Here is a 25,359-nt window from a genome sequence, read left to right as displayed (position 1 = left end):
TTAATGAAAAAACAAAATAATGGTTTAGTTAGAAATCCATTTCTCTACTTGTTAATTATCTTCTTCCTAGTGACAGGATTCCAGTATTTTTACTCTGGAAATACTGCTGGGCGAAGCGAAAAAATTAACTATACAGAATTGGTAAAAGAAATTACAGCAGACAATGTAAAAGAATTAACCTATCAGCCAAATGGTAGCATCGTTGAAGTGTCTGGTGTTTATAAAAATCCTAAGACTAGTAAAGAGGAAACAGGAATTCAATTTTTTACTCCTACAGCTACAACAGTAGAAAGATTCTCAAGTACTATTCTTCCGTCTGATTCAACAGTTTCAGAATTGCAAAAACTTGCTTCTGAACATCAGGCTGAGGTTACAGTCAAACATGAGAGTTCAAGTGGTATGTGGATCAATATCCTTGTGTCCGTTGTTCCATTTGCTATTCTTTTCTTCTTCCTATTCTCTATGATGGGAAATATGGGAGGAAATAATAGTAGAAATCCAATGAGTTTTGGACGTAGCAAGGCTAAAGCTGCTAATAAAGAAGATATCAAGGTACGTTTCTCAGATGTTGCAGGTGCTGAGGAAGAAAAACAAGAATTAGTCGAAGTTGTTGAATTCCTAAAAGACCCAAAAAGATTTACAAAACTTGGTGCGCGTATTCCTGCGGGTGTTCTTTTAGAGGGACCTCCGGGAACAGGTAAGACTTTGCTTGCTAAGGCGGTTGCCGGAGAAGCAGGCGTTCCATTCTTTAGCATTTCAGGATCTGACTTTGTAGAAATGTTTGTCGGAGTTGGTGCAAGTCGTGTTCGTTCTCTTTTTGAGGATGCTAAAAAAGCAGCACCAGCAATTATCTTTATCGATGAAATTGATGCTGTTGGTCGCCAACGTGGAGTTGGTCTCGGTGGAGGAAATGATGAACGTGAGCAAACCTTGAACCAGCTCTTAATTGAAATGGATGGTTTTGAGGGTAATGAAGGAATTATCGTTATCGCTGCGACAAACCGTTCAGATGTTCTTGATCCAGCTCTTCTCCGCCCAGGACGTTTTGATAGAAAAGTCTTGGTTGGTCGCCCTGATGTTAAAGGTCGTGAAGCAATCTTGAAAGTTCACGCTAAAAACAAACCTCTAGCAGAAGATGTTGATTTGAAATTAGTTGCCCAACAAACTCCAGGTTTTGTTGGTGCTGACTTGGAAAACGTTCTAAACGAGGCAGCCTTGGTTGCAGCCCGTCGCAACAAGTCAGTTATTGATGCTTCAGATATTGATGAAGCAGAAGATAGGGTTATTGCTGGACCTTCTAAGAAAGATAAGACAGTTTCACAAAAAGAACGTGAATTGGTTGCCTACCATGAGGCTGGACATACCATTGTTGGTCTAGTTTTATCGAATGCCCGTGTTGTTCATAAAGTGACTATCGTACCACGTGGCCGTGCAGGTGGTTACATGATTGCACTTCCTAAGGAAGATCAAATGCTTCTATCTAAAGAAGATATGAAAGAGCAATTAGCAGGATTGATGGGTGGTCGTGTTGCTGAGGAAATTATCTTTAATGTCCAAACGACAGGAGCTTCAAATGACTTTGAACAGGCTACTCAGATGGCGCGTGCAATGGTCACTGAATACGGTATGAGTGAAAAACTAGGCCCAGTTCAGTATGAGGGTAATCATGCTATGTTTGGTGCACAAAGTCCTCAAAAATCAATTTCAGAACAAACAGCCTATGAGATTGATGAGGAAGTTCGTTCATTATTAAATGAGGCACGAAACAAAGCAGCTGAAATCATTCAGTCAAATCGTGAAACTCATAAGTTGATTGCAGAAGCATTGTTGAAATACGAAACATTAGATAGTACACAGATTAAATCTCTTTACGAAACAGGAAAAATGCCTGAGACAGTAGAAGAGGAATCCCATGCACTATCTTATGATGAAGTAAAATCAAAAATGAGTGAAGAAAAATAAATTTAGAGAGGTTCAACCTCTCTTTTTATGTTCTAATGTGATGGCTACCGAGCGGATGCCCTGATAGTCGACCCTCCTCGTACAGGCTTAGATGATAAGCTGTTGGATACTATTCTGACCTATGTTCCAGAAAAAATGGTCTATGTATCCTGCAATGTTTCGACCTTGGCGCGAGATTTAGTTAAATTAGTAAAAGTCTATGACCTCCAGTATATCCAGTCGGTCGATATGTTTCCCCACACTGCACGGACAGAAGCAGTGGTTAAGTTAGTGAAGAAAAGAAAAAATCAACTTCACTGAAAAAAGTCCTTGACAAAGGTAAAAAAGTAGGTATAATAGAAAGAGTTGAAAAGCTCAAGGTCCGTTGGTCAAGGGGTTAAGACACCGCCTTTTCACGGCGGTAACACGGGTTCGAATCCCGTACGGACTATGGTGTATTGCGGTTAAAAAAACTTGAAAAAAGTTTAAAAAATCTGTTGACAGAGGCAGGTAGCTGTGATATACTAATATAGTTGTCGCTCGAGAGCAATTGAGTGACAAAGACCTTTGAAAACTGAACAAGACGAACCAATGTGCAGGGCACTATAACTGAGGTTATAGTACTGAACAATGAAAAAACAATAAATCTGTCAGTGACAGAAATGAGTGAGAACTCAAACTTTTAATGAGAGTTTGATCCTGGCTCAGGACGAACGCTGGCGGCGTGCCTAATACATGCAAGTAGAACGCTGAAGGAGGAGCTTGCTCTTCTGGATGAGTTGCGAACGGGTGAGTAACGCGTAGGTAACCTGCCTGGTAGCGGGGGATAACTATTGGAAACGATAGCTAATACCGCATAAGAGTAGATGTTGCATGACATTTGCTTAAAAGGTGCAATTGCATCACTACCAGATGGACCTGCGTTGTATTAGCTAGTTGGTGAGGTAACGGCTCACCAAGGCAACGATACATAGCCGACCTGAGAGGGTGATCGGCCACACTGGGACTGAGACACGGCCCAGACTCCTACGGGAGGCAGCAGTAGGGAATCTTCGGCAATGGACGGAAGTCTGACCGAGCAACGCCGCGTGAGTGAAGAAGGTTTTCGGATCGTAAAGCTCTGTTGTAAGAGAAGAACGAGTGTGAGAGTGGAAAGTTCACACTGTGACGGTATCTTACCAGAAAGGGACGGCTAACTACGTGCCAGCAGCCGCGGTAATACGTAGGTCCCGAGCGTTGTCCGGATTTATTGGGCGTAAAGCGAGCGCAGGCGGTTAGATAAGTCTGAAGTTAAAGGCTGTGGCTTAACCATAGTACGCTTTGGAAACTGTTTAACTTGAGTGCAAGAGGGGAGAGTGGAATTCCATGTGTAGCGGTGAAATGCGTAGATATATGGAGGAACACCGGTGGCGAAAGCGGCTCTCTGGCTTGTAACTGACGCTGAGGCTCGAAAGCGTGGGGAGCAAACAGGATTAGATACCCTGGTAGTCCACGCCGTAAACGATGAGTGCTAGGTGTTAGACCCTTTCCGGGGTTTAGTGCCGCAGCTAACGCATTAAGCACTCCGCCTGGGGAGTACGACCGCAAGGTTGAAACTCAAAGGAATTGACGGGGGCCCGCACAAGCGGTGGAGCATGTGGTTTAATTCGAAGCAACGCGAAGAACCTTACCAGGTCTTGACATCCCTCTGACCGCTCTAGAGATAGAGTTTTCCTTCGGGACAGAGGTGACAGGTGGTGCATGGTTGTCGTCAGCTCGTGTCGTGAGATGTTGGGTTAAGTCCCGCAACGAGCGCAACCCCTATTGTTAGTTGCCATCATTCAGTTGGGCACTCTAGCGAGACTGCCGGTAATAAACCGGAGGAAGGTGGGGATGACGTCAAATCATCATGCCCCTTATGACCTGGGCTACACACGTGCTACAATGGCTGGTACAACGAGTCGCAAGCCGGTGACGGCAAGCTAATCTCTTAAAGCCAGTCTCAGTTCGGATTGTAGGCTGCAACTCGCCTACATGAAGTCGGAATCGCTAGTAATCGCGGATCAGCACGCCGCGGTGAATACGTTCCCGGGCCTTGTACACACCGCCCGTCACACCACGAGAGTTTGTAACACCCGAAGTCGGTGAGGTAACCTTTTAGGAGCCAGCCGCCTAAGGTGGGATAGATGATTGGGGTGAAGTCGTAACAAGGTAGCCGTATCGGAAGGTGCGGCTGGATCACCTCCTTTCTAAGGATAAGGAACTGCACATTGGTCTTGTTTAGTCTTGAGAGGTCTTGTGGGGCCTTAGCTCAGCTGGGAGAGCGCCTGCTTTGCACGCAGGAGGTCAGCGGTTCGATCCCGCTAGGCTCCATTGGTGAGAGATCACCAAGTAATGCACATTGAAAATTGAATATCTATATCAAATAGTAACAAGAAAATAAACCGAAACGCTGTAGTATTAAAAGAGTTTATGACTGAAAGGTCAAAAAATAAGGTTAAGTTAATAAGGGCGCACGGTGGATGCCTTGGCACTAGGAGCCGAAGAAGGACGTGACAAACGACGATATGCCTTGGGTAGCTGTAAGTAAGCGATGATCCAGGGATTTCCGAATGGGGGAACCCAACAGGTACTACCTGTTACCCATATCTGTTAAGGATATGAGGAGGAAGACGCAGTGAACTGAAACATCTAAGTAGCTGCAGGAAGAGAAAGCAAAAGCGATTGCCTTAGTAGCGGCGAGCGAAACGGCAGGAGGGCAAACCGAAGAGTTTACTCTTCGGGGTTGTAGGACTGCAATGTGGACTCAAAGATTATAGAAGAATGATTTGGGAAGATCAGCCAAAGAGAGTAATAGCCTCGTATTTAAAATAGTCTTTGTACCTAGCAGTATCCTGAGTACGGCGGGACACGAGAAATCCCGTCGGAATCTGGGAGGACCATCTCCCAACCCTAAATACTCCCTAGTGACCGATAGTGAACCAGTACCGTGAGGGAAAGGTGAAAAGCACCCCGGGAGGGGAGTGAAATAGAACCTGAAACCGTGTGCCTACAACAAGTTCGAGCCCGTTAATGGGTGAGAGCGTGCCTTTTGTAGAATGAACCGGCGAGTTACGATATGATGCGAGGTTAAGTTGAAGAGACGGAGCCGCAGGGAAACCGAGTCTGAATAGGGCGCATTAGTATCATGTCGTAGACCCGAAACCATGTGACCTACCCATGAGCAGGTTGAAGGTGCGGTAAGACGCACTGGAGGACCGAACCAGGGCACGTTGAAAAGTGCTTGGATGACTTGTGGGTAGCGGAGAAATTCCAAACGAACTTGGAGATAGCTGGTTCTCTCCGAAATAGCTTTAGGGCTAGCGTCGACATAAAGATTCTTGGAGGTAGAGCACTGTTTGGGTGAGGGGTCCATCCCGGATTACCAATCTCAGATAAACTCCGAATGCCAATGAATTATGGTCGGCAGTCAGACTGCGAGTGCTAAGATCCGTAGTCGAAAGGGAAACAGCCCAGACCACCAGCTAAGGTCCCAAAATAATTGTTAAGTGGAAAAGGATGTGGGGTTGCACAGACAACTAGGATGTTAGCTTAGAAGCAGCTATTCATTCAAAGAGTGCGTAATAGCTCACTAGTCGAGTGACCCTGCGCCGAAAATGTACCGGGGCTAAAACAATTTACCGAAGCTGTGGATACCTTTATAGGTATGGTAGGAGAGCGTTCTATGTGTGAAGAAGGTATACCGTGAGGAGTGCTGGAACGCATAGAAGTGAGAATGCCGGTATGAGTAGCGAAAGACAGGTGAGAATCCTGTCCACCGTAAGACTAAGGTTTCCAGGGGAAGGCTCGTCCGCCCTGGGTTAGTCGGGACCTAAGGAGAGACCGAAAGGTGTATCCGATGGACAACAGGTTGATATTCCTGTACTAGAGTATGTAGTGATGGAGGGACGCAGTAGGCTAACTAAAGCAGACGAATGGAAGTGTCTGTCTAAGCAGTGAGGTGTGATATGAGTCAAATGCTTATATCTATAACATTGAGCTGTGATGGGGAGCGAAGTTTAGTAGCGAAGTTAGTGACGTCACACTGCCAAGAAAAGCTTCTAGCGTTTAAACATACTCTACCCGTACCGCAAACCGACACAGGTAGTCGAGGCGAGTAGCCTCAGGTGAGCGAGAGAACTCTCGTTAAGGAACTCGGCAAAATGACCCCGTAACTTCGGGAGAAGGGGTGCTGACTTTAGGTCAGCCGCAGTGAATAGGCCCAAGCAACTGTTTATCAAAAACACAGCTCTCTGCTAAATCGTAAGATGATGTATAGGGGGTGACGCCTGCCCGGTGCTGGAAGGTTAAGAGGAGTGCTTAGGAGTAATCCGAAGGTATGAATTGAAGCCCCAGTAAACGGCGGCCGTAACTATAACGGTCCTAAGGTAGCGAAATTCCTTGTCGGGTAAGTTCCGACCCGCACGAAAGGCGTAATGATTTGGGCACTGTCTCAACGAGAGACTCGGTGAAATTTTAGTACCTGTGAAGATGCAGGTTACCCGCGACAGGACGGAAAGACCCCATGGAGCTTTACTGCAGTTTGATATTGAGTGTCTGTACCACATGTACAGGATAGGTAGGAGTCTATGAGATCGGGACGCCAGTTTCGAAGGAGACGTTGTTGGGATACTACCCTTGTGTTATGGCCACTCTAACCCGGATAGGTTATCCCTATCGGAGACAGTGTCTGACGGGCAGTTTGACTGGGGCGGTCGCCTCCTAAAAGGTAACGGAGGCGCCCAAAGGTTCCCTCAGAATGGTTGGAAATCATTCGCAGAGTGTAAAGGTATAAGGGAGCTTGACTGCGAGAGCTACAACTCGAGCAGGGACGAAAGTCGGGCTTAGTGATCCGGTGGTTCCGTATGGAAGGGCCATCGCTCAACGGATAAAAGCTACCCTGGGGATAACAGGCTTATCTCCCCCAAGAGTTCACATCGACGGGGAGGTTTGGCACCTCGATGTCGGCTCGTCGCATCCTGGGGCTGTAGTCGGTCCCAAGGGTTGGGCTGTTCGCCCATTAAAGCGGCACGCGAGCTGGGTTCAGAACGTCGTGAGACAGTTCGGTCCCTATCCGTCGCGGGCGTAGGAAATTTGAGAGGATCTGCTCCTAGTACGAGAGGACCAGAGTGGACTTACCGCTGGTGTACCAGTTGTCTTGCCAAAGGCATCGCTGGGTAGCTATGTAGGGAAGGGATAAACGCTGAAAGCATCTAAGTGTGAAACCCACCTCAAGATGAGATTTCCCATGATTTTATATCAGTAAGAGCCCTGAGAGATGATCAGGTAGATAGGTTAGAAGTGGAAGTGTGGCGACACATGTAGCGGACTAATACTAATAGCTCGAGGACTTATCCAAAGTAACTGAGAATACGAAGTGTGAGGTTTTCTTGAGATTTGATAGATATTCAATTTTGAGTAGGTATTACTCAGAGTTAAGTGACGATAGCCTAGGAGATACACCTGTACCCATGCCGAACACAGCAGTTAAGCCCTAGAACGCCGGAAGTAGTTGGGGGTTGCCCCCTGTGAGATATGGAAGTCGCTTAGCTTTTATCCGCCATAGCTCAGTTGGTAGTAGCGCATGACTGTTAATCATGATGTCGTAGGTTCGAGTCCTACTGGCGGAGTATAAATCGAAACGTTCAACTGAGCGTTTTTTTATTTATAAATATATTGGACTGTTGAAATTTCAAATTTTAATTTTTAAATCTATAATTACCTCTTTATTTTATTTTTAGTTCGTTTAGCTTTAAATTCTTCTTTTATAGGATTTGAAGCTTTTTTAGTTCCTTTTTTTGTTAGACTAGTGTTACTAATAAGAAAGGGAATTTTTATATGCTTCAGAAATTTTATGATCGAGCATTCGTCTTTTTGAAACTAGTTGAACAAGAATATGTCTCTTTAGGCCAGAGTTGTTCAGAGTGGGAATCACTTCATCTTCGTTTTTTACTATATTACTTAATCCGATTTAAAATAAAAAGTGATAGGGAATTTTCACTATATCACTTTAAAACAGCTTATCGTCTATATCTAGATAAATTCCTGCAAGGTGGTACAACTATTATCCAATAGGAAGCATCTATATCATAATTACGAACGATAGTTGTAGCTAGTTTTTAAAAAATATAGAATTAGCTTATAATCAAAGGCTTCTGTATTTAGAAATGAAAGAATTTCCAAATCTTTTCTACTGTTTCTTCTTGATAAAATAGTGTTTTTTTCTTATAATAAATTGTAAGATATAATTGCGGGTGAAATTCCTGCCATGTATATGAGAAAGGACGAGCTCCTAGTAGCTCAGACGAATTTTATTATGACTTCAGTTGTTGTTGTAGGTACCCAATGGGGCGATGAAGGTAAAGGGAAAATTACAGATTTTCTTTCAGCCAATGCGGAAGTGATTGCTCGTTACCAAGGTGGTGATAATGCAGGTCATACCATTGTTATTGATGGTAAAAAGTTTAAGTTGCACTTGATTCCATCTGGAATTTTCTTCCCTGAAAAAATTTCAGTTATTGGAAACGGTATGGTTGTAAACCCTAAATCTCTTGTGAAAGAGTTGAGCTATCTTCATGATGAAGGTGTGACAACTGATAACTTGCGTATTTCTGATCGTGCGCATGTTATTTTGCCTTACCACATTGAGTTGGATCGCTTGCAGGAAGAAGCTAAGGGTGACAATAAGATTGGTACTACAATCAAGGGAATCGGTCCAGCATATATGGATAAGGCTGCTCGTGTTGGAATTCGTATTGCGGATCTTTTGGATAAGGATATTTTCCGTGAACGTTTGGAACGCAATCTTGCGGAAAAGAATCGTTTGTTTGAAAAATTATATGATAGTACCCCTATTTCAGTTGACGATATTTTTGAAGAATACTATGAGTATGGTCAACAAATCAAGCAATACGTGACAGATACATCCGTTATCTTGAATGATGCGCTTGATAATGGCAAACGTGTGCTGTTTGAAGGTGCGCAAGGTGTTATGCTAGATATCGACCAAGGTACGTATCCATTTGTTACGTCGTCAAACCCTGTCGCTGGTGGTGTGACAATTGGGTCTGGTGTTGGCCCAAGTAAGATTGACAAGGTTGTAGGTGTTTGTAAAGCCTATACGAGTCGTGTAGGTGACGGACCTTTCCCAACTGAATTATTTGATGAAGTGGGGGATCGCATCCGTGAAGTAGGTCATGAATACGGTACAACAACTGGTCGTCCACGTCGTGTAGGTTGGTTTGACTCAGTTGTGATGCGTCACAGCCGCCGTGTATCTGGGATTACCAATCTTTCATTGAACTCTATCGATGTTTTGAGTGGTTTGGATACTGTGAAAATCTGTGTGGCCTATGATCTTGATGGTCAACGTATTGATTACTATCCTGCTAGTCTTGAGCAGTTGAAACGTTGCAAGCCAATCTACGAGGAATTGCCAGGTTGGTCAGAAGACATCACTGGAGTCCGTAATTTAGAAGACCTTCCTGAGAATGCACGTAACTATGTTCGTCGTGTAAGCGAGTTGGTTGGTGTTCGTATCTCAACTTTCTCAGTAGGTCCCGGTCGTGAACAAACTAATATTTTAGAAAGTGTTTGGTCATAGGAGATTTTTAAGATTAGTTTAAGACAGGTTGGGTATACTATAGACAGTTACAAGAAGACCTCCTAACTTGTTGTAACAAATATCCTAAACTTTTCTTTTTCATAATAATCTCCCTATTAAGTCACCGCATTCGGTGGCTTTTTTTGTCTTGAGAATCATGATATAATAATAAAATCGACAAGTAGGAAAAGAGAAGAACGATGAATTATACAGTTGAAGAAAAAGAAGCCTTTATGAGAGAGGCTTTGAGAGAGGCTGAGATTGCCTTAGAACACGATGAAATTCCAATTGGTTGTGTGATTGTCAAGGATGGAGAAATCATTGGTAGGGGGCATAATGCGCGCGAGGAGTTGCAACGGGCGGTCATGCATGCAGAAATCATGGCTATAGAGAATGCGAATGTGAGTGAGGAGAGCTGGCGCCTGCTCGATTGTACGCTTTTTGTGACCATTGAGCCTTGTGTCATGTGTAGCGGGGCGATTGGGCTTGCCCGTATTCCAAAGGTAGTCTACGGGGCTAAGAATCAGAAATTTGGTGCAGCTGGAAGCTTGTACGATATTTTGACAGATGAGCGTCTCAATCATCGTGTAGAGGTAGAAACGGGAATTTTGGAAGATGACTGTGCAGCGATTATGCAGGACTTTTTCCGAAATCGACGGAAAAAATAATTTCTCTTTAAAAACAGAGGGGAATGTGGTATAATGAATAGTGGAGCAACAGTTCTGCGTGAAGCGGGTCAGGGGAGGAATCCAGCAGCCCTAAGCGATGTGAATTGTGTGCTCTTTTTTCGTGCTTTTTTCGAATAAATAAGATAAAATAGCCTAGAATAAATGATTATAGAAAAGAGAAAAATATGAAAATTCGTGGTTTTGAATTGGTTTCGAGTTTTACAGATGAAAATTTGTTGCCTAAGCGTGAGACAGCTCATGCAGCTGGGTACGATTTAAAGGTTGCCGAACGAACTGTCATTGCGCCAGGTGAGATTATATTGGTCCCAACAGGAGTTAAGGCTTATATGCAACCGACAGAGGTGCTCTATCTCTATGACCGTTCTTCAAACCCTCGTAAAAAAGGCTTGGTCTTGATTAACTCTGTGGGTGTCATTGACGGAGACTATTATGGCAATCCAGGGAATGAAGGACATATCTTTGCTCAGATGAAAAATATTACTGATCAGGAAGTGGTTCTCGAAGTTGGGGAACGTGTGGTTCAGGCTGTCTTTGCTCCTTTCTTGATTGCAGATGGAGATGAGGCAGATGGCGTGCGGACTGGTGGATTTGGATCGACAGGGAAATAGAGGGATAAAATGGCAGACTATTTATTAGTTGTAGACATGCAGTCAGATTATGTTGCTGTAGGAAAAGCATATCATGAAGAACTGACTGCAGCTGTAAATGACAAAATTGCTACTTATCCCAGCGACCGAGTTATCTATATTCTCAATCGTTTTTTCTGGGAGAGAAAAGATAGAAAGAAGAAATTTGCGACCAACTTGTTAGTTGTATCTTCTCGTATCTTTGAGAAGTGTCGGGCTTCTTGCTTTACTAATCCAGATTTAAAAGATTTTTTAGAGGGAAATGGTGCTAAGAGCATAGAGTTTATAGGGGTAGATGGCAATTTCTGTGTCAAGGCTTCCGTCTTGGCAGCTGTCAAGGAGAATTATCAGGTTTCTGTCGATTTGTCTGCTGTCGGAGTTGCCAACCAGAATAAATTTCAAAATACATTGTATAAGTGGCATTCTTTCGGAGTAACCGTAAAAGGAGAATTATTATAGCTAAGAAAAAAGCGACATTTGTATGTCAAAATTGTGAGTACAACTCACCTAAGTATTTAGGACGCTGTCCAAACTGTGGGTCTTGGTCTTCTTTTGTAGAAGAGGTTGAGGTTGCAGAGGTCAAGAATGCGCGTGTGTCCTTGACAGGTGAGAAAACCAAGCCCATGAAACTGGCTGAGGTGACTTCCATCAATGTCAATCGAACCAAGACGGATATGGAGGAATTCAACCGTGTGCTTGGAGGCGGAGTGGTACCAGGAAGTCTCGTCCTCATCGGTGGGGATCCTGGGATTGGGAAATCAACCCTTCTCCTACAAGTTTCAACTCAGCTGTCCCAAGTAGGGACTGTTCTCTATGTCAGTGGGGAGGAGTCTGCCCAGCAGATTAAACTCCGTGCAGAGCGCTTGGGTGATATTGATAGTGAGTTTTATCTCTATGCAGAGACCAATATGCAGAGTGTTCGCGCAGAAGTAGAAAGAATTCAGCCAGACTTCCTCATTATTGACTCCATCCAGACTATTATGTCTCCTGAGATTTCAGGGGTGCAGGGGTCTGTGTCTCAGGTGCGTGAGGTAACGGCTGAACTCATGCAGTTGGCGAAGACTAATAACATTGCTATCTTTATCGTAGGACATGTGACCAAGGAAGGAACCTTGGCAGGTCCGCGTATGTTGGAGCATATGGTGGATACGGTGCTTTACTTTGAAGGGGAGCGCCACCATACCTTTCGTATCTTGAGAGCGGTCAAAAACCGTTTTGGTTCCACTAATGAGATTGGCATCTTTGAGATGCAGTCGGGCGGATTGGTTGAGGTGCTCAATCCGAGTCAAGTTTTTCTAGAGGAGCGTTTGGATGGGGCTACTGGCTCGTCAATCGTTGTGACCATGGAAGGGACTCGTCCGATTTTGGCGGAGGTTCAGGCTTTGGTAACACCAACCATGTTTGGAAATGCTAAACGCACGACGACAGGACTTGATTTCAATCGTGCTAGTCTGATTATGGCTGTTTTGGAAAAGCGTGCAGGACTTCTCTTGCAAAATCAGGATGCCTATCTCAAATCTGCTGGTGGCGTCAAATTGGATGAGCCTGCCATTGACTTAGCCGTTGCAGTGGCTATTGCCTCTAGTTACAAGGACAAGCCTACCAATCCTCAGGAATGTTTTGTGGGTGAACTGGGCTTGACCGGAGAAATTCGGCGCGTGAATCGTATCGAACAACGCATCAATGAAGCGGCAAAACTGGGCTTTACCAAGATTTATGTACCCAAGAATTCCTTGACAGGAATCACTCCACCCAAGGAAATTGAAGTCATTGGTGTGACGACTATTCAGGAAGTTTTGAAAAAGGTCTTTGCATAATCCGTGACAAATCTTCTTAAAAATGATAAGATAGGAGAAATATTTGATTGTCAAATTTTTGAGGAGGGAATCGTGTCGTATTTTGAACAGTTTATGCAAGCCAATCAGGCTTATGTTGCCCTACATGGGCAGTTAAATCTGCCACTTAAACCCAAAACCAGAGTAGCTATCGTGACCTGTATGGACTCACGTCTACACGTTGCGCAAGCTCTAGGTTTGGCCCTTGGGGATGCTCATATCTTGCGGAATGCGGGTGGTCGAGTGACTGAAGACATAATTCGTTCACTGGTGATCTCCCAGCAACAAATGGGGACTAGAGAGATTGTGGTGCTTCACCATACCGACTGTGGAGCTCAAACCTTTCAAAATGAAAGTTTTCATGAACATTTGAAACACGAGCTCGGAGTTGATGTATCTGATCAAGATTTTTTACCATTCCAGGATGTTGAAGAGAGTGTGAGAGAGGATATGCAATTGCTTCGAGAATCTCCACTGATTCCTGATGATGTGGTTATTTCAGGTGCTGTCTATGATGTGGATACAGGAAGTATGAGAGAGGTATACTAACTTTGTCTCGAAAAAATCTCATCCTAGCATAAAATCGATTGTTAAAATGTAGGATTTTTAGTTTTAATATAGCTAATATAAAATAGTATAAAACAAGGGTATAAATGTTTACTCTTGTTTTATTTTTGATTGAAAAATAAAGGAAAAAGCGCTACAATGGTAGATGGAAAATGTTGTGTAAAAACAAGTGATACATAAATACCGGAGGAAATCATGTCTTTTTCTGATTTAAAGCTGTTTGCCCTTTCTTCTAATAGAGAATTGGCAGAGCGTGTGGCGCAAGAAATTGGGATAGAGTTGGGGAAATCGACTGTTCGCCAATTTTCAGATGGGGAGATTCAGGTCAACATCGAAGAATCAATCCGTGGAAAACACGTTTTTATCCTACAATCAACTAGTTCACCTGTAAATGATAATTTACTTGAAATTTTGATTATGGTGGACGCATTGAAGCGTGCTAGTGCAGAATCTGTCAATGTTGTTATGCCTTACTATGGCTATGCACGTCAGGATAGAAAAGCGCGCGCGCGTGAGCCAATCACTGCAAAACTCGTTGCAAACATGCTAGAAGTTGCTGGGGTAGATCGTTTGTTGACGATTGATTTGCACGCTGCACAGATTCAGGGATTCTTTGATATTCCTGTAGATCACTTGATGGGTGCTCCATTGATTGCGGACTATTTTGAACGTCGTGGCATGGTTGGCTCTGACTACGTGGTTGTCAGCCCAGACCATGGTGGGGTGACTCGTGCTCGTAAATTGGCAGAGTTTTTGAAAACTCCGATTGCGATTATTGACAAACGCCGTAGTGTAGACAAGATGAATACCAGTGAAGTGATGAACATCATTGGTAAGGTAGAAGGTAAGACTTGTATCTTGATTGACGATATGATCGATACAGCTGGAACTATTTGTCATGCGGCAGATGCTCTTGCTGAAGCAGGTGCTGTTGAAGTTTATGCAAGCTGTACGCACCCAGTTCTTTCAGGGCCAGCTATGGACAATATCCAAAAATCAGCTATTAAGAAATTGGTTGTTTTGGATACTATCTACCTACCAGAAGAGCGTTTGATTGATAAGATTGAACAAATTTCGATTGCTCATCTTCTGGGCGATGCTATTATTCGTATCCACGAAAAACGTCCTCTTTCTCCCCTATTTTGTATTGAGAAAAAGATTTAATCTTTCACTTGAAGTAGACAGAACTCCTAGCAGGCTTCTTTTCTTGCTAGGAGATTTTTATAGTCAAAATCTGCAAGCCTTTTCAAAATGTGCTATACTGAGAAAAAAGGAGGATTTCTATGAGTCAAGAATTTATCAATCCAAGTGATGGTGTGATTTGTCAGTATCTTACAACCAGTAAAACGTTAGCAGTAGTGGGCTTGTCCGATCGTGAGGAAACAACTAGTAATCGAGTGACCAAGGAAATGCAAGCTCGGGGCTATAAAATCATTCCAGTTAATCCCAAGGCTGCAGGTGGGGAAATCTTGGGAGAGAAGGCTTATGCGAGTCTAGCTGAGATTCCTTTTCCTGTCGATATTGTCAATGTATACCGTCGCAGTGAATTTTTACCAGATGTGGCGCGTGATTTTCTCAAGGCTGATGCCAAGATTTTTTGGGCACAACTGGGACTTGAAAGCCTAGAAGCGGAAGAAATCTTGCGTGCTGGAGGATGCGATGACATCGTTATGAATCGCTGTATCAAGAGAGAACACACACGCTTAATTCTTGAGCAATAAAAAGGTAGCCAGTAGGCTACCTTTTGTGTTAGAAAATACCAATTAATGCCTGCATACCTAGGCTGGTAAGGATGATAGCAATCCAGCAGATGGCTCCGAGAACAATGGATTTCCCGCTGGATTTGACCATGGCAATCAGATTGGTTTTGAGACCGATAGCACTCATGGCCATGATAATGAGGAATTTGGAGAGTTGTTTGAGAGGGGTGAAGAAGCTACTAGACACACCGAGAGAGGTGAGAAGAGTTGTTAAGAGAGAAGCCAGGATAAAGTAAAGGATAAAAAGAGGGAAGACCTTTTTTAGTTGGAAATCTTGGCTGTTTTTTTGCTGGCGACTTTGCCAGTAGGAGAGAAAGAGTGTGATGGGGATGATTGCTAAGGTGCGCGTGAGTTTCACAATGGTTGCAGACTCAAGGGTATTGGTCTGATAAAGACTGTCCCAGGAGCTGGCGGTAGCCGTCACAGAAGAAGTATCATTGACCGCAGTTCCTGCAAAGAGGGCGAAGCCTTCATTTGATAAGTGAAGCCAGGTTCCTAGGGTTGGAAAGATGAGCGCAGCCAAGACATTGAAGAAAAAGATAACGGAAATGGCTTGGGCAACTTCTTTTTCCTTGGCATGGATAACGGGCGCTGTCGCTGCAATGGCAGAGCCACCACAGATAGAAGATCCCACTCCAATCAAGGTAGCTAGTTTTGTATCCAGTGCAAAGAAGCGCTGGAAGAGGTAGGCAATAATCAGGGCTATTGAAATGGTGGAGAGGATAACAGGGAGTGAAGATTGCCCAACTGCGAAGACTTGCGAGATATTGAGACCAAAACCTAGCAAGACAACGGCATATTGGAGTAATTTTTTAGAACTAAAGGTCAATCCAGCATCCAGTTGTTTATAGGATGAGAGAAAGGGATTTAGGAGCATTCCAGCAAAAATTGCAAAGACAGGTGCACCCACGACGGGAAAAAATCCTCCCAGAAACCAAGATATGATAGAAATGAGAAGGCACGCAAAGATGCCTGCTCCATTTTTTGATAAAAATGACATATAAACCTCCGAAAATAAGCATTTATTATTATACTCCTGTCGAGAAGAAAAGTAAAACAGAAAGTGAAAAATGCAGGTTTCAGATGGATTTTGCGGTCAGGGAGCTTTTGTAGTATAATAGTACTATGTTCTGTAAGCAAGGGGGATATCTATGGACTTAACCAAGCGCTTTAATAAACAGTTAGACAAGATTCAAGTTTCCTTGATTCGCCAGTTTGATCAGGCTATTTCGGAGATTCCTGGGGTCTTGCGTTTGACCTTGGGGGAACCTGATTTTACAACGCCAGATCATGTCAAGGAGGCAGCCAAGCGAGCCATTGACCAGAACCAATCCTACTATACAGGGATGAGCGGTTTACTGACCTTGCGCCAGGCTGCTAGCGACTTTGTAAAAGAAAAATACCAGCTAGATTATAATCCTGAAAATGAAATTTTGGTTACAATTGGGGCGACAGAGGCTTTATCTGCTACTTTGACAGCTATTTTGGAAGAGGGGGACAAGGTGCTCTTGCCAGCTCCTGCCTATCCAGGATATGAGCCGATTGTCAATCTAGTTGGGGCAGAGATTGTCGAGATTGATACAACTGAAAATGGTTTTGTCTTGACTCCTGAGATGTTGGAAAAGGCCATTTTGGAGCAAGGGGACAAGCTCAAAGCTGTCATTCTCAACTATCCAGCCAATCCGACAGGAATTACCTATAGTCGGGAGCAGTTGGAAGCCTTGGCAGACGTTTTACGCAAGTATGAGATTTTTGTTGTCTGTGATGAGGTTTACTCAGAATTGACCTACACAGGCGAAGCCCATGTATCTCTGGGAACGATGCTGAGAGACCAGGCTATTATTATCAATGGCTTGTCTAAATCGCATGCTATGACAGGTTGGCGTTTAGGCTTTATCTTTGCTCCTGCGGCTTTCACAGCTCAGTTAATCAAGAGTCACCAATATTTGGTTACTGCCGCAAATACCATGGCTCAACATGCTGCGGTGGAGGCTTTGACCGCTGGTAAAAACGACGCAGAGCCTATGAAGAAGGAATACATCCAGCGTCGAGATTACATTATCGAGAAGATGACAGCTCTTGGCTTTGAAATTATCAAACCAGACGGTGCCTTCTATATCTTTGCTAAGATTCCAGCAGGTTACAATCAAGACTCCTTTGCTTTTCTCAAGGATTTTGCCCAGAAGATGGCTGTTGCCTTTATCCCTGGTGCTGCCTTTGGTCGCTACGGAGAAGGCTATGTTCGTCTGTCTTATGCAACCAGCATGGAAACAATCAAGGAGGCCATGAAACGACTTGAGGAGTACATGAGAGAAGCATGATCCAGTCTATTACGAGTCAAGGTCTCGTACTCTACAATCGTAACTTTCGGGAGGATGATAAGCTAGTCAAGATCTTCACCGAGCAGGCTGGGAAGCGCATGTTTTTCGTCAAACACGCTGGTCAATCTAAACTAGCTCCTGTTATTCAGCCCTTGGTACTAGCTCGTTTTCTCCTGCGGATCAATGATGACGGGCTTAGCTACATTGAGGACTATCATGAGGTGATGACCTTTCCCAAGATCAATAGTGACCTCTTTGTCATGGCTTATGCGACTTATGTTGCGGCTCTGGCCGATGCTAGTTTGCAGGATAATCAGCAAGATGCTTCCTTGTTTGCCTTCTTGAGAAAGACTCTAGAGTTGATGGAAGAGGGCTTGGATTATCAAGTTTTGACCAATATTTTTGAAATTCAAATCTTGACCCGATTTGGAATTGGGCTCAATTTTAATGAGTGTGTCTTTTGCCATCGGGTAGGTCAGGCCTTTGATTTTTCTTTCAAATATGGAGCCTGCCTCTGTCCGGATCATTATCATGAGGACGAGAAACGTTGCCATCTGAATCCCAACATCCCTTATCTGCTCAATCAATTTCAGGCTATTGATTTTGAAACCTTGGAGACCATTTCGCTTAAGGCAGAAATCAAGCAAGAGCTACGCCAATTTATGGATCAACTTTACGAAGAGTACGTTGGGATTCACCTTAAATCAAAGAAATTTATTGATTCCCTAGCAGACTGGGGACAATTACTAAAAGAGGAAGACAAATGAAAAAAATCGCAGTAGATGCTATGGGGGGCGATTACGCACCTCAAGCCATCGTTGAGGGTGTCAACCAAGCCCTTGCTGACTTTTCAGATATTGAGATTCAACTCTACGGAGATGAAAGTAAGATCAAGCAATATCTAACAGCGACAGAGCGCGTTAGCATCATCCATACGGATGAGAAAATCAACTCAGACGATGAGCCGACAAAAGCTATCCGTAAGAAGAAAAATGCCAGCATGGTATTAGCAGCCAAGGCAGTCAAGGAGGGAGAAGCAGACGCTGTCCTCTCAGCTGGCAACACAGGTGCCTTGTTGGCTGCAGGATTCTTTATTGTGGGTCGTATCAAAAATATCGATCGTCCAGGACTCATGTCGACCTTGCCGACCATCGATGGAAAAGGTTTTGATATGCTAGATCTCGGTGCCAATGCAGAAAATACAGCCCATCATCTGCACCAATACGCTGTTTTAGGTTCCTTCTATGCGAAAAATGTTCGTGGGATTGCAAAACCACGTGTTGGTTTGCTCAACAACGGAACAGAAAGTAGCAAGGGAGATCCGCTTCGTAAGGAAACTTATGACTTGCTAGTAGCTGATGAAAGTTTGAACTTTATCGGAAACGTGGAAGCGCGTGATCTGATGAATGGCGTTGCGGATGTTGTCGTAACAGATGGTTTCACGGGAAACGCTGTTCTCAAATCCATCGAAGGTACAGCTTTGGGAATCATGGGCTTACTTAAAAATGCTATTACGGGTGGTGGCCTTCGAGCGAAGCTAGGTGCTCTACTTCTTAAGGATAGTCTTAGGGGGTTGAAGACACAGCTTAACTATTCAGATGTTGGAGGAGCAGTTTTGTTTGGTGTTAAGGCGCCAGTTGTAAAAACTCATGGCTCAAGTGATGCCAAGGCTGTGTACAGTACGATTCGTCAGATTCGTACCATGCTAGAAACAGACGTAGTTGCTCAGACTGCGCGTGAATTTTCAGGAGAATAAAAAAGATGACAGAAAAAGAAATTTTTGACCGTATTGTGACCATTATCCAAGAAAGACAGGGAGCAGACTTCGTCGTGACAGAAGCCTTGAGTTTGAAAGACGATCTCGATGCAGACTCAGTGGACTTGATGGAGTTCGTCTTGACACTAGAAGATGAATTTGGTATCGAAATCACTGATGAGGAAATCGATCAACTTCAAAGTGTAGCGGATGTAGTAGCAATTATTAAAGATAAAAAATAGCCAAAAGCAACATGCAAGTCATGTTGTTTTTTTATTTGCGGAAAAAAGAGAAACTTTTAGTAGAAATTGCGAATAAAGAGATGAGAAAGAAAAAGGAGGAACGTTTATGTATGTGACCGATTTTTATCCGTGGTTTATTAATTGGTTTTTAAAATAAAAATGAATGAATTGTTCATTTTCGAATTGTTTTTCGAATAGATAGGTAAGGAAAAAGGGAAGGAGATTACGCGATGTATTTACCAATCTTATTGCCATGGTTGATCAAATGGTATTTAAAATAAATGAAATTTACCTGTTCATTTTAAATTACTTCTCGAATAGATAAGTGAGAAGAAAAGGAAGGAGAGAAGAAAATGATTTCAGTAATTTACCCAATCTGGCTATTTAAGTGGCTTAGAGGTTAAAGATTAAATATATAGAAAAAATAAGGAGAAAAAAGATGACAAATTTTGACAACATGGAACAGAACTTTGTAGCTCTTACAGAAGAAGAATTGACGGATGTGGATGGGGGTTCTGTTACCGCTGTGGTAGTAGGAGGCATCTTACTTATTGGCGGCATTGCTTGGGGATACTTTATGTGATAATAGGAGGATAAAATGAATATGAATAATTTAAATAATTGGGCAGAGTTGACAGAAGACGAATTGATGAATACTGATGGAGGCGTGATCACATTAGCTACGATTGGTATAGGAGTGACTATTTTCCTTGGCGGTAGATTGATCGGGCAAGATTTAAAACGTAGGTTTGGATAAAAAGTGATCAGGTATGAAAAATCAAAAAAATTTAATAGGTGTGCTTTTAATCATTTTTGGAGCACTCTGTGTGCTAGGTGATTTAAATGTAATTCCCTTTAAAGTTGATCAGTATGTAGGCTCAGAATTATGGATTCCAATCCTTATTTTAATGATGAGTTATTTGGACACATCCCGAAATAAAGTATAAAACATTGTTTTAAAAATCTTTAGAAATTTATATTCTTACAAATTTTTAGCTAATTATAAATGAGAACTTCATTCTTGAAGATTATATTTAAGTGATTATAAATGAAAAGGATAGAAGAGAGAAAATGAATTTTTAGCAAGATTTTGCAGCAAGTGTTATAGCGATTTCAGGAATAGTGGGACTTTTGGCTGGAGTAGCTATTGGATTAGCCAGTATTATTTAAAAAGGAGAGAATGAAACAATGAAAAAACTGGATGAAAAATTTGACATCATGACAGAAGCAGACTTATCTGTTACTGAAGGAGGCATCGTAGTCACTGCTTCAACAGCAATAGCTTGGGGTATTTTGGGAGTCGCTTCTTATATGTATGGGCGTTATCTAGGAAGCAGACGTTAAGCTAAAAATTTGGGATAGAGTATGTAAGGAAATTAATCATGAATCGCAACCTGAATCTCAATACACTCTTACCTAAGCTAGCCACTATAATTCCTTTGTTGGCAATCGGCCTGCATCTCGCGCTTCATCTGATTCGTACAGGTTCATTAGTATCCTTTGATTGGCAATGGACTGTATTTGGTTTGCTTGCTTCGGGCTATTTTGGTATTTTTTGCAAAGATTTGTCAAAAAATAATTAAAATTATAAAAGATCAATCTGAATGAAAAGGATTTTGTGCATGTAAATGGCGGAGTTTCTCCGCCTTTATTATCAGGTAAATAGGAGTCTACCATGAAAAAAATCTTATTAGGATTTGCTGAGGGGTATTTTGTCGTATCGATCATTCTTTATATCGCAACGAATTTGATATTGAAAAATACAATCAATACCTTGTTTTATCCAGAAACCTATCCAATTCTGCTTGGTCTGTTTTATGTAGGGTACAAGTACAAAACAACAGAAAGTACGATTGGGAATTGATGGACCATCAGATTGGAGTTTGAGATGAAAGTTGTTCAATTATTACGAAAAACTTGGCCAGAGACCACTGTATTATTTAGCTCGATAGCTTATCTAATTATTAGAATCGTGGCTGATGTAAACAAGATACATCTACCTACATGGTTTGAATATTTTGATGTGCCTACGATTTCCTTGTTCTTAGTGGTTTTTATTTTACTGTATCGGGGCCAAGGAGAAAGAAAAGGAGAATAGAATGGATAGGATTGTAAAATATGTTCTACTATTCACTTTCCTGTTTTTGATGAATGTTTTCATCTTTGGGATTCTAGCAACTCTTGGATTTCAGCTAACAATGAGTGAAAGTAGTTATATGGTGCCACCTGTGTTTGCGTTTATCGTTTTATACACTATTCACAAATGAAGTGGGGAAGGCAAGAAATCCGTGTAATTGAATGACCTAGGCAGAACTTTTGTTCTGCTTTTTACATTTAAATGATAGTTTATGCTTTTTAAAGTGCGTTTTAGGCGTAAAAATAGTTTATTTAGGAATATTTTCCTGTTTTTATCCTTATTTGGTTAAAATAATATTACAAAGTTTTTAAGAGATTGTTAGAAAAAAGGAGATGGATATGAAATTTGGGAAAAGGCACTATCGTCCCCAGGTGGATCAGATGGATTGTGGCGTGGCTTCCTTGGCTATGGTATTTGGCTACTACGGTAGTTATTACTCCTTGGCTCATCTACGAGAGTTAGCCAAGACGACCATGGATGGGACGACCGCTTTGGGACTTGTAAAGGTGGCAGAGGAGATTGGGTTTGAGACGCGGGCTATCAAGGCGGATATGACGCTCTTTGATCTGCCAGATTTGACCTTTCCTTTTGTGGCTCATGTGCTCAAGGAAGGAAAGTTGCTCCACTACTATGTGGTGATAGGTCAGGATAAAAAGCACATTCATATCGCTGATCCGGATCCTGGTGTCAAGCTGACCAAGATTTCCCGTGAGCGTTTTGCGCAAGAGTGGACAGGGGTCAGTATTTTTATGGCGCCATCTCCGGGCTATAAACCTCATAAGGAGAAGAAACAGGGTCTCCTATCCTTCTTGCCGATTTTATTCAAACAGCGTGGCTTAGTTACCAATATCGTCCTAGCGACACTCTTGGTAACCTTGATCAATATCGTGGGCTCCTACTATCTTCAGTCCATCATTGATAGTTACGTGCCAGATCAGATGCGCTCGACGCTGGGTATTATCTCTATTGGGCTGGTCATCGTCTATATCCTCCAGCAGATTTTGTCCTACGCGCAGGAATATCTCCTACTAATCCTTGGGCAACGCTTGTCGATTGACGTGATTTTGTCCTATATCAAGCATGTTTTTCACCTGCCGATGTCCTTTTTTGCGACACGCAGGACAGGAGAAATCGTTTCTCGTTTTACAGATGCCAATAGTATCATCGATGCACTGGCGTCGACTATTCTGTCGATTTTCCTAGATGTGTCGACGATTTTGATTATCTCGCTGGTCTTGTTTTCACAAAATATGACGCTCTTTTTCATTAGTCTACTTGCGCTTCCCATCTATACAGTGATTATCTTTGCCTTTATGAAGCCTTTTGAAAAGATGAATCGGGACACTATGGAAGCCAATGCGGTTCTGTCTTCTTCTATTATCGAGGACATCAACGGTATTGAGACTATTAAATCTTTGACCAGTGAAAGTCAGCGTTACCAAAAGATTGACAAGGAATTTGTAGCTTATCTGAAAAAATCCTTTGCCTATAGTCGGGCAGAAAGCCAGCAAAAGGCTCTGAAAAAAGTTGCTCAGCTTTTGCTCAATGTTGCCGTTCTCTGGATGGGAGCTGTTCTGGTCATGGATGGCAAGATGAGTTTGGGGCAATTGATTACCTATAATACTTTGCTTATTTACTTTACCAATCCTTTAGAAAATATCATCAACCTGCAAACCAAACTTCAAACAGCGCAGGTTGCCAATAATCGCTTAAATGAGGTTTATCTGGTAGCTTCGGAGTTTGAGGAGAAGAAAACGGTAGAAGATCTGAGTATGATGAAGGGAGATATGACCTTTAAGCAGGTTCACTATAAGTATGGCTATGGTCGTGACGTCTTGTCGGACATCAATTTGACCATTCCGCAAGGTTCTAAGGTGGCTTTTGTAGGGATTTCAGGATCAGGGAAGACGACCTTGGCCAAGATGATGGTTAATTTCTATGACCCTAGTCAGGGAGAGATTAGTCTGGGTGGTGTCAATCTCAATCAGATTGACAAAAAGGCTTTGCGTCAGTATATCAACTACCTGCCTCAACAGCCCTATGTCTTTAACGGAACGATTTTGGAGAATCTTCTCCTTGGTGCCAAGGAGGGGACGACTCAGGAAGATATCTTACGGGCGGTTGAGTTGGCCGAGATTCGGGAGGATATCGAGCGTATGCCCCTGAATTATCAGACAGAATTAACTTCGGATGGGGCTGGAATTTCTGGTGGGCAACGGCAGCGAATCGCTCTGGCGCGTGCTCTCTTGACGGATGCACCTATCTTGATCTTGGACGAGGCGACTAGCAGTTTGGATATTTTGACAGAGAAGCGGATTGTCGATAATCTCATGGCTTTAGACAAGACCTTGATTTTCATCGCCCATCGCTTGACCATCGCTGAGCGGACAGAGAAGGTTGTTGTCTTGAATCAGGGCAAGATTGTTGAAGAAGGTACCCATGCAGACTTGCTTGCACAGGATGGCTTTTACGCCCATTTGGTGAATAGCTAGAAAGAGGAGAGGATGAAACCAGAATTTTTAGAAAGTGCGGAGTTTTATAATCGTCGTTATCATAATTTTTCCAGTCGGGTGATTTTACCTATGTCACTTCTGCTCGTGTTTTTACTAGGATTTGCAGTTTTTGCAGAGAAGGAGATTAGTTTGTCTACCAGAGCGACTGTCGAACCTAGTCGGATCATTGTCAATATCCAGTCGACTAGCAACCAACGCATTGTGGGCAACTATCTGGAAGAAAACAAGTTGGTCAAGCAAGGAGATCTGCTCGTTCAGTACCAGCAAGGGGCGGAGGCTGTCCAGGTTGAGGCATATGCCAGTCAATTGGAGATGCTAAAGGATCAAAAAAAGCAGTTGGGGTATTTGCAATCCAGTTTGAAAGAGGGGAGTGATCAATTCCCAGAGGCAGATAAGTTTGGTTACCAGGAGATGTTTCGAGATTATCTCAGCCAAGCGAATGGTCTCAGAAGTAATGTTTCTCAGCAAAATGCCAGCATCTCCTCGCAGAATGCGGCAGCAAGTCAGAGCCAGGCCGAGATTGGCAATCTTATCAGCCAAACAGAGGATAAAATCCGAGACTACAAAACAGCTAAGTCAGCGATTGAAACAGGAGCTCAATTGGATAGTCAGAATCCAGCCTACTCTTTTTACCAGACCTATAAAAATCAAGGTAAAGAAGATCCGCAAGCTAAATCGCAAGTTATTGCACAGGTGGATGCACAAATTGCCCAGCTAGAGTCTAGTTTAGCTACCTATCGTGTGCAGTATGCGGGATCTGGAGCTCAACAGGCTCACGCAACGGGACTAGATAGTCAACTGGAATCGCTCAAATCTCAGCACCTAGTTAAAGTCGGTCAGGAATTAACTCTTCTAGATCAGAAAATTTTAGAAGCAGAGTCGGGTAAGAAAGTCCAGGGAGGTCTCCTCGATAAGGGGAAGATTACAGCAAGTGAGGATGGGGTGCTTCACCTCAATCCTGAGACTAGTGAATCTACGATGGTCGCAGAAGGAACCCTGCTAGCCCAACTCTATCCATCCTTGGAAAAAGAAGGAAAAACCAAACTCACAGCCTATCTCAGTTCAAAAGATGTTGCTAGAGTCAAGATTGGGGACTCTGTCCGTTATACAACGACTAATGATGCCAAGAATCAAATTTTCCTGGATTCTACGATTACAAGTATTGATGCGACAGCTACAAAGACTGAACAAGGAAATTTCTTTAAAATTGAAGCGGAGACTAATTTAACTTCAGAGCAGGCTGAAAAACTTCGTTATGGTTTAGAAGGCCGCCTACAGATGATTACAGGAAAGAAAAGCTACCTCCGTTATTTTTGGGATCAATTTTTGAATAAAGGGTAATATTCGTGTT

Annotated in this window: 23 protein-coding genes, 3 tRNA genes, 3 rRNA genes, 1 other RNA gene and 1 pseudogene; 30 read left to right on the top strand and 1 reads right to left on the bottom strand. The window is 42.9% G+C overall.

Features of this window, described 5'->3' with window-relative positions; all coding sequences use genetic code 11:
• Positions 1 to 3 precede the first annotated feature (3 nt).
• The 18 genes and pseudogenes from ftsH (at position 4) to E7Y33_RS03125 (ending at position 15,000) form a co-directional block, all read left to right on the top strand.
• The gene (gene ftsH, locus E7Y33_RS03215) at positions 4 to 1,962 is read left to right on the top strand and encodes an ATP-dependent zinc metalloprotease FtsH (RefSeq protein WP_139689622.1); all 1,959 of its coding nucleotides are present in this window, start codon (positions 4 to 6) and stop codon (positions 1,960 to 1,962) included.
• A gap of 39 nt (positions 1,963 to 2,001) precedes the next feature.
• Positions 2,002 to 2,262, top strand: a pseudogene (locus E7Y33_RS03210) (23S rRNA (uracil(1939)-C(5))-methyltransferase RlmD); the annotation flags it as partial.
• A 58-nt stretch (positions 2,263 to 2,320) separates the two neighbouring features.
• Positions 2,321 to 2,392, top strand: a tRNA-Glu gene (locus tag E7Y33_RS03205).
• 230 nt (positions 2,393 to 2,622) lie between these two features.
• A 16S ribosomal RNA gene (locus tag E7Y33_RS03195) occupies positions 2,623 to 4,169 on the top strand.
• A 51-nt stretch (positions 4,170 to 4,220) separates the two neighbouring features.
• Positions 4,221 to 4,293, top strand: a tRNA-Ala gene (locus E7Y33_RS03190).
• A 122-nt stretch (positions 4,294 to 4,415) separates the two neighbouring features.
• Positions 4,416 to 7,318 (top strand): 23S ribosomal RNA (locus E7Y33_RS03185).
• 76 nt (positions 7,319 to 7,394) lie between these two features.
• Positions 7,395 to 7,510, top strand: a 5S ribosomal RNA gene (gene rrf / locus E7Y33_RS03180).
• The 16S, 23S and 5S rRNA genes sit together here with 3 tRNA genes alongside, the layout of an rRNA operon.
• A gap of 5 nt (positions 7,511 to 7,515) precedes the next feature.
• Positions 7,516 to 7,589, top strand: a tRNA-Asn gene (locus E7Y33_RS03175).
• A 208-nt stretch (positions 7,590 to 7,797) separates the two neighbouring features.
• Positions 7,798 to 8,034, top strand: coding sequence for a sigma(X)-activator ComW (comW, locus tag E7Y33_RS09500; RefSeq protein WP_139689621.1), 237 nt, complete (start codon positions 7,798 to 7,800; stop codon positions 8,032 to 8,034).
• Positions 8,035 to 8,275: 241 nt separating this feature from the next.
• Positions 8,276 to 9,562, top strand: coding sequence for an adenylosuccinate synthase (locus E7Y33_RS03165; RefSeq protein ID WP_049478107.1), 1,287 nt, complete (start codon positions 8,276 to 8,278; stop codon positions 9,560 to 9,562).
• Between the two features lie 200 nt (positions 9,563 to 9,762).
• The gene (tadA, locus tag E7Y33_RS03160) at positions 9,763 to 10,230 is read left to right on the top strand and encodes a tRNA adenosine(34) deaminase TadA (protein WP_001110098.1); all 468 of its coding nucleotides are present in this window, start codon (positions 9,763 to 9,765) and stop codon (positions 10,228 to 10,230) included.
• Positions 10,231 to 10,262: 32 nt separating this feature from the next.
• Positions 10,263 to 10,361, top strand: an RNA gene (ffs, locus tag E7Y33_RS03155) — signal recognition particle sRNA small type.
• A 54-nt stretch (positions 10,362 to 10,415) separates the two neighbouring features.
• Complete coding sequence (locus E7Y33_RS03150) at positions 10,416 to 10,859, top strand: dUTP diphosphatase (protein WP_000701976.1); 444 nt, start codon at positions 10,416 to 10,418, stop codon at positions 10,857 to 10,859.
• Between the two features lie 9 nt (positions 10,860 to 10,868).
• A complete protein-coding gene (locus E7Y33_RS03145; protein ID WP_000796430.1) occupies positions 10,869 to 11,336 on the top strand; it encodes an isochorismatase family protein in 468 nt (155 codons plus the stop codon).
• Complete coding sequence (gene radA / locus E7Y33_RS03140; RefSeq protein WP_080976174.1) at positions 11,333 to 12,694, top strand: DNA repair protein RadA; 1,362 nt, start codon at positions 11,333 to 11,335, stop codon at positions 12,692 to 12,694. The genes E7Y33_RS03145 and radA overlap by 4 nt, the downstream gene beginning before the upstream one ends.
• A gap of 72 nt (positions 12,695 to 12,766) precedes the next feature.
• Positions 12,767 to 13,261 carry a beta-class carbonic anhydrase gene (locus E7Y33_RS03135; protein WP_161976027.1) on the top strand — a complete coding sequence of 165 codons (495 nt, stop codon included), beginning with the start codon at positions 12,767 to 12,769 and terminating at the stop codon, positions 13,259 to 13,261.
• A gap of 213 nt (positions 13,262 to 13,474) precedes the next feature.
• Positions 13,475 to 14,443 carry a ribose-phosphate diphosphokinase gene (locus E7Y33_RS03130; RefSeq protein WP_000010174.1) on the top strand — a complete coding sequence of 323 codons (969 nt, stop codon included), beginning with the start codon at positions 13,475 to 13,477 and terminating at the stop codon, positions 14,441 to 14,443.
• A 119-nt stretch (positions 14,444 to 14,562) separates the two neighbouring features.
• Complete coding sequence (locus tag E7Y33_RS03125; RefSeq protein WP_139689619.1) at positions 14,563 to 15,000, top strand: CoA-binding protein; 438 nt, start codon at positions 14,563 to 14,565, stop codon at positions 14,998 to 15,000.
• A gap of 28 nt (positions 15,001 to 15,028) precedes the next feature.
• Here the strand turns inward: E7Y33_RS03125 and E7Y33_RS03120 are convergent, their stop codons facing one another.
• Positions 15,029 to 16,039 carry a YeiH family protein gene (locus tag E7Y33_RS03120; protein ID WP_139689618.1) on the bottom strand — a complete coding sequence of 337 codons (1,011 nt, stop codon included), beginning with the start codon at positions 16,037 to 16,039 and terminating at the stop codon, positions 15,029 to 15,031.
• A gap of 151 nt (positions 16,040 to 16,190) precedes the next feature.
• Here E7Y33_RS03120 and E7Y33_RS03115 point away from each other — a divergent pair, with 151 nt between their 5' ends.
• The 12 genes from E7Y33_RS03115 to comB all read left to right on the top strand — a co-directional run bounded on the left by E7Y33_RS03115 (position 16,191) and on the right by comB (position 25,349).
• Entirely contained in the window at positions 16,191 to 17,360 is a 1,170-nt protein-coding gene (locus E7Y33_RS03115; protein WP_045593785.1) for a pyridoxal phosphate-dependent aminotransferase, read from the top strand.
• Positions 17,357 to 18,127, top strand: coding sequence for a DNA repair protein RecO (gene recO, locus E7Y33_RS03110; RefSeq protein ID WP_139689617.1), 771 nt, complete (start codon positions 17,357 to 17,359; stop codon positions 18,125 to 18,127). The genes E7Y33_RS03115 and recO overlap by 4 nt, the downstream gene beginning before the upstream one ends.
• A complete protein-coding gene (plsX, locus tag E7Y33_RS03105) occupies positions 18,124 to 19,116 on the top strand; it encodes a phosphate acyltransferase PlsX (protein WP_139689616.1) in 993 nt (330 codons plus the stop codon). The genes recO and plsX overlap by 4 nt, the downstream gene beginning before the upstream one ends.
• A gap of 5 nt (positions 19,117 to 19,121) precedes the next feature.
• The gene (locus E7Y33_RS03100; RefSeq protein ID WP_044020017.1) at positions 19,122 to 19,358 is read left to right on the top strand and encodes an acyl carrier protein; all 237 of its coding nucleotides are present in this window, start codon (positions 19,122 to 19,124) and stop codon (positions 19,356 to 19,358) included.
• 439 nt (positions 19,359 to 19,797) lie between these two features.
• Entirely contained in the window at positions 19,798 to 19,941 is a 144-nt protein-coding gene (locus E7Y33_RS03095; protein WP_139689615.1) for a class IIb bacteriocin, lactobin A/cerein 7B family, read from the top strand.
• 15 nt (positions 19,942 to 19,956) lie between these two features.
• Positions 19,957 to 20,115, top strand: coding sequence for a class IIb bacteriocin, lactobin A/cerein 7B family (locus E7Y33_RS03090; RefSeq protein ID WP_139689614.1), 159 nt, complete (start codon positions 19,957 to 19,959; stop codon positions 20,113 to 20,115).
• A 13-nt stretch (positions 20,116 to 20,128) separates the two neighbouring features.
• Positions 20,129 to 20,305: a hypothetical protein gene (locus E7Y33_RS09425; protein WP_180833635.1), complete on the top strand. Its 177-nt coding sequence runs from the start codon at positions 20,129 to 20,131 to the stop codon at positions 20,303 to 20,305.
• A 241-nt stretch (positions 20,306 to 20,546) separates the two neighbouring features.
• The gene (locus E7Y33_RS09420) at positions 20,547 to 20,702 is read left to right on the top strand and encodes a hypothetical protein (RefSeq protein ID WP_180833634.1); all 156 of its coding nucleotides are present in this window, start codon (positions 20,547 to 20,549) and stop codon (positions 20,700 to 20,702) included.
• A 38-nt stretch (positions 20,703 to 20,740) separates the two neighbouring features.
• Entirely contained in the window at positions 20,741 to 20,941 is a 201-nt protein-coding gene (locus E7Y33_RS03085; RefSeq protein WP_161976026.1) for a bacteriocin immunity protein, read from the top strand.
• 92 nt (positions 20,942 to 21,033) lie between these two features.
• Positions 21,034 to 21,222: a hypothetical protein gene (locus E7Y33_RS03080; RefSeq protein ID WP_139689612.1), complete on the top strand. Its 189-nt coding sequence runs from the start codon at positions 21,034 to 21,036 to the stop codon at positions 21,220 to 21,222.
• 611 nt (positions 21,223 to 21,833) lie between these two features.
• Positions 21,834 to 23,987: a peptide cleavage/export ABC transporter ComA gene (gene comA, locus E7Y33_RS03070; protein ID WP_139689610.1), complete on the top strand. Its 2,154-nt coding sequence runs from the start codon at positions 21,834 to 21,836 to the stop codon at positions 23,985 to 23,987.
• A 12-nt stretch (positions 23,988 to 23,999) separates the two neighbouring features.
• Positions 24,000 to 25,349 carry a competence pheromone export protein ComB gene (gene comB / locus E7Y33_RS03065; RefSeq protein ID WP_139689609.1) on the top strand — a complete coding sequence of 450 codons (1,350 nt, stop codon included), beginning with the start codon at positions 24,000 to 24,002 and terminating at the stop codon, positions 25,347 to 25,349.
• Positions 25,350 to 25,359 lie beyond the last annotated feature (10 nt).

The sequence above is a fragment of the Streptococcus oralis genome (genome assembly GCF_006175905.1).
Taxonomy (GTDB): domain Bacteria; phylum Bacillota; class Bacilli; order Lactobacillales; family Streptococcaceae; genus Streptococcus; species Streptococcus oralis_BG.
Note: the sequence above shows the minus strand (reverse complement) of the source record. Positions and strands in the feature narration are given on the sequence as shown.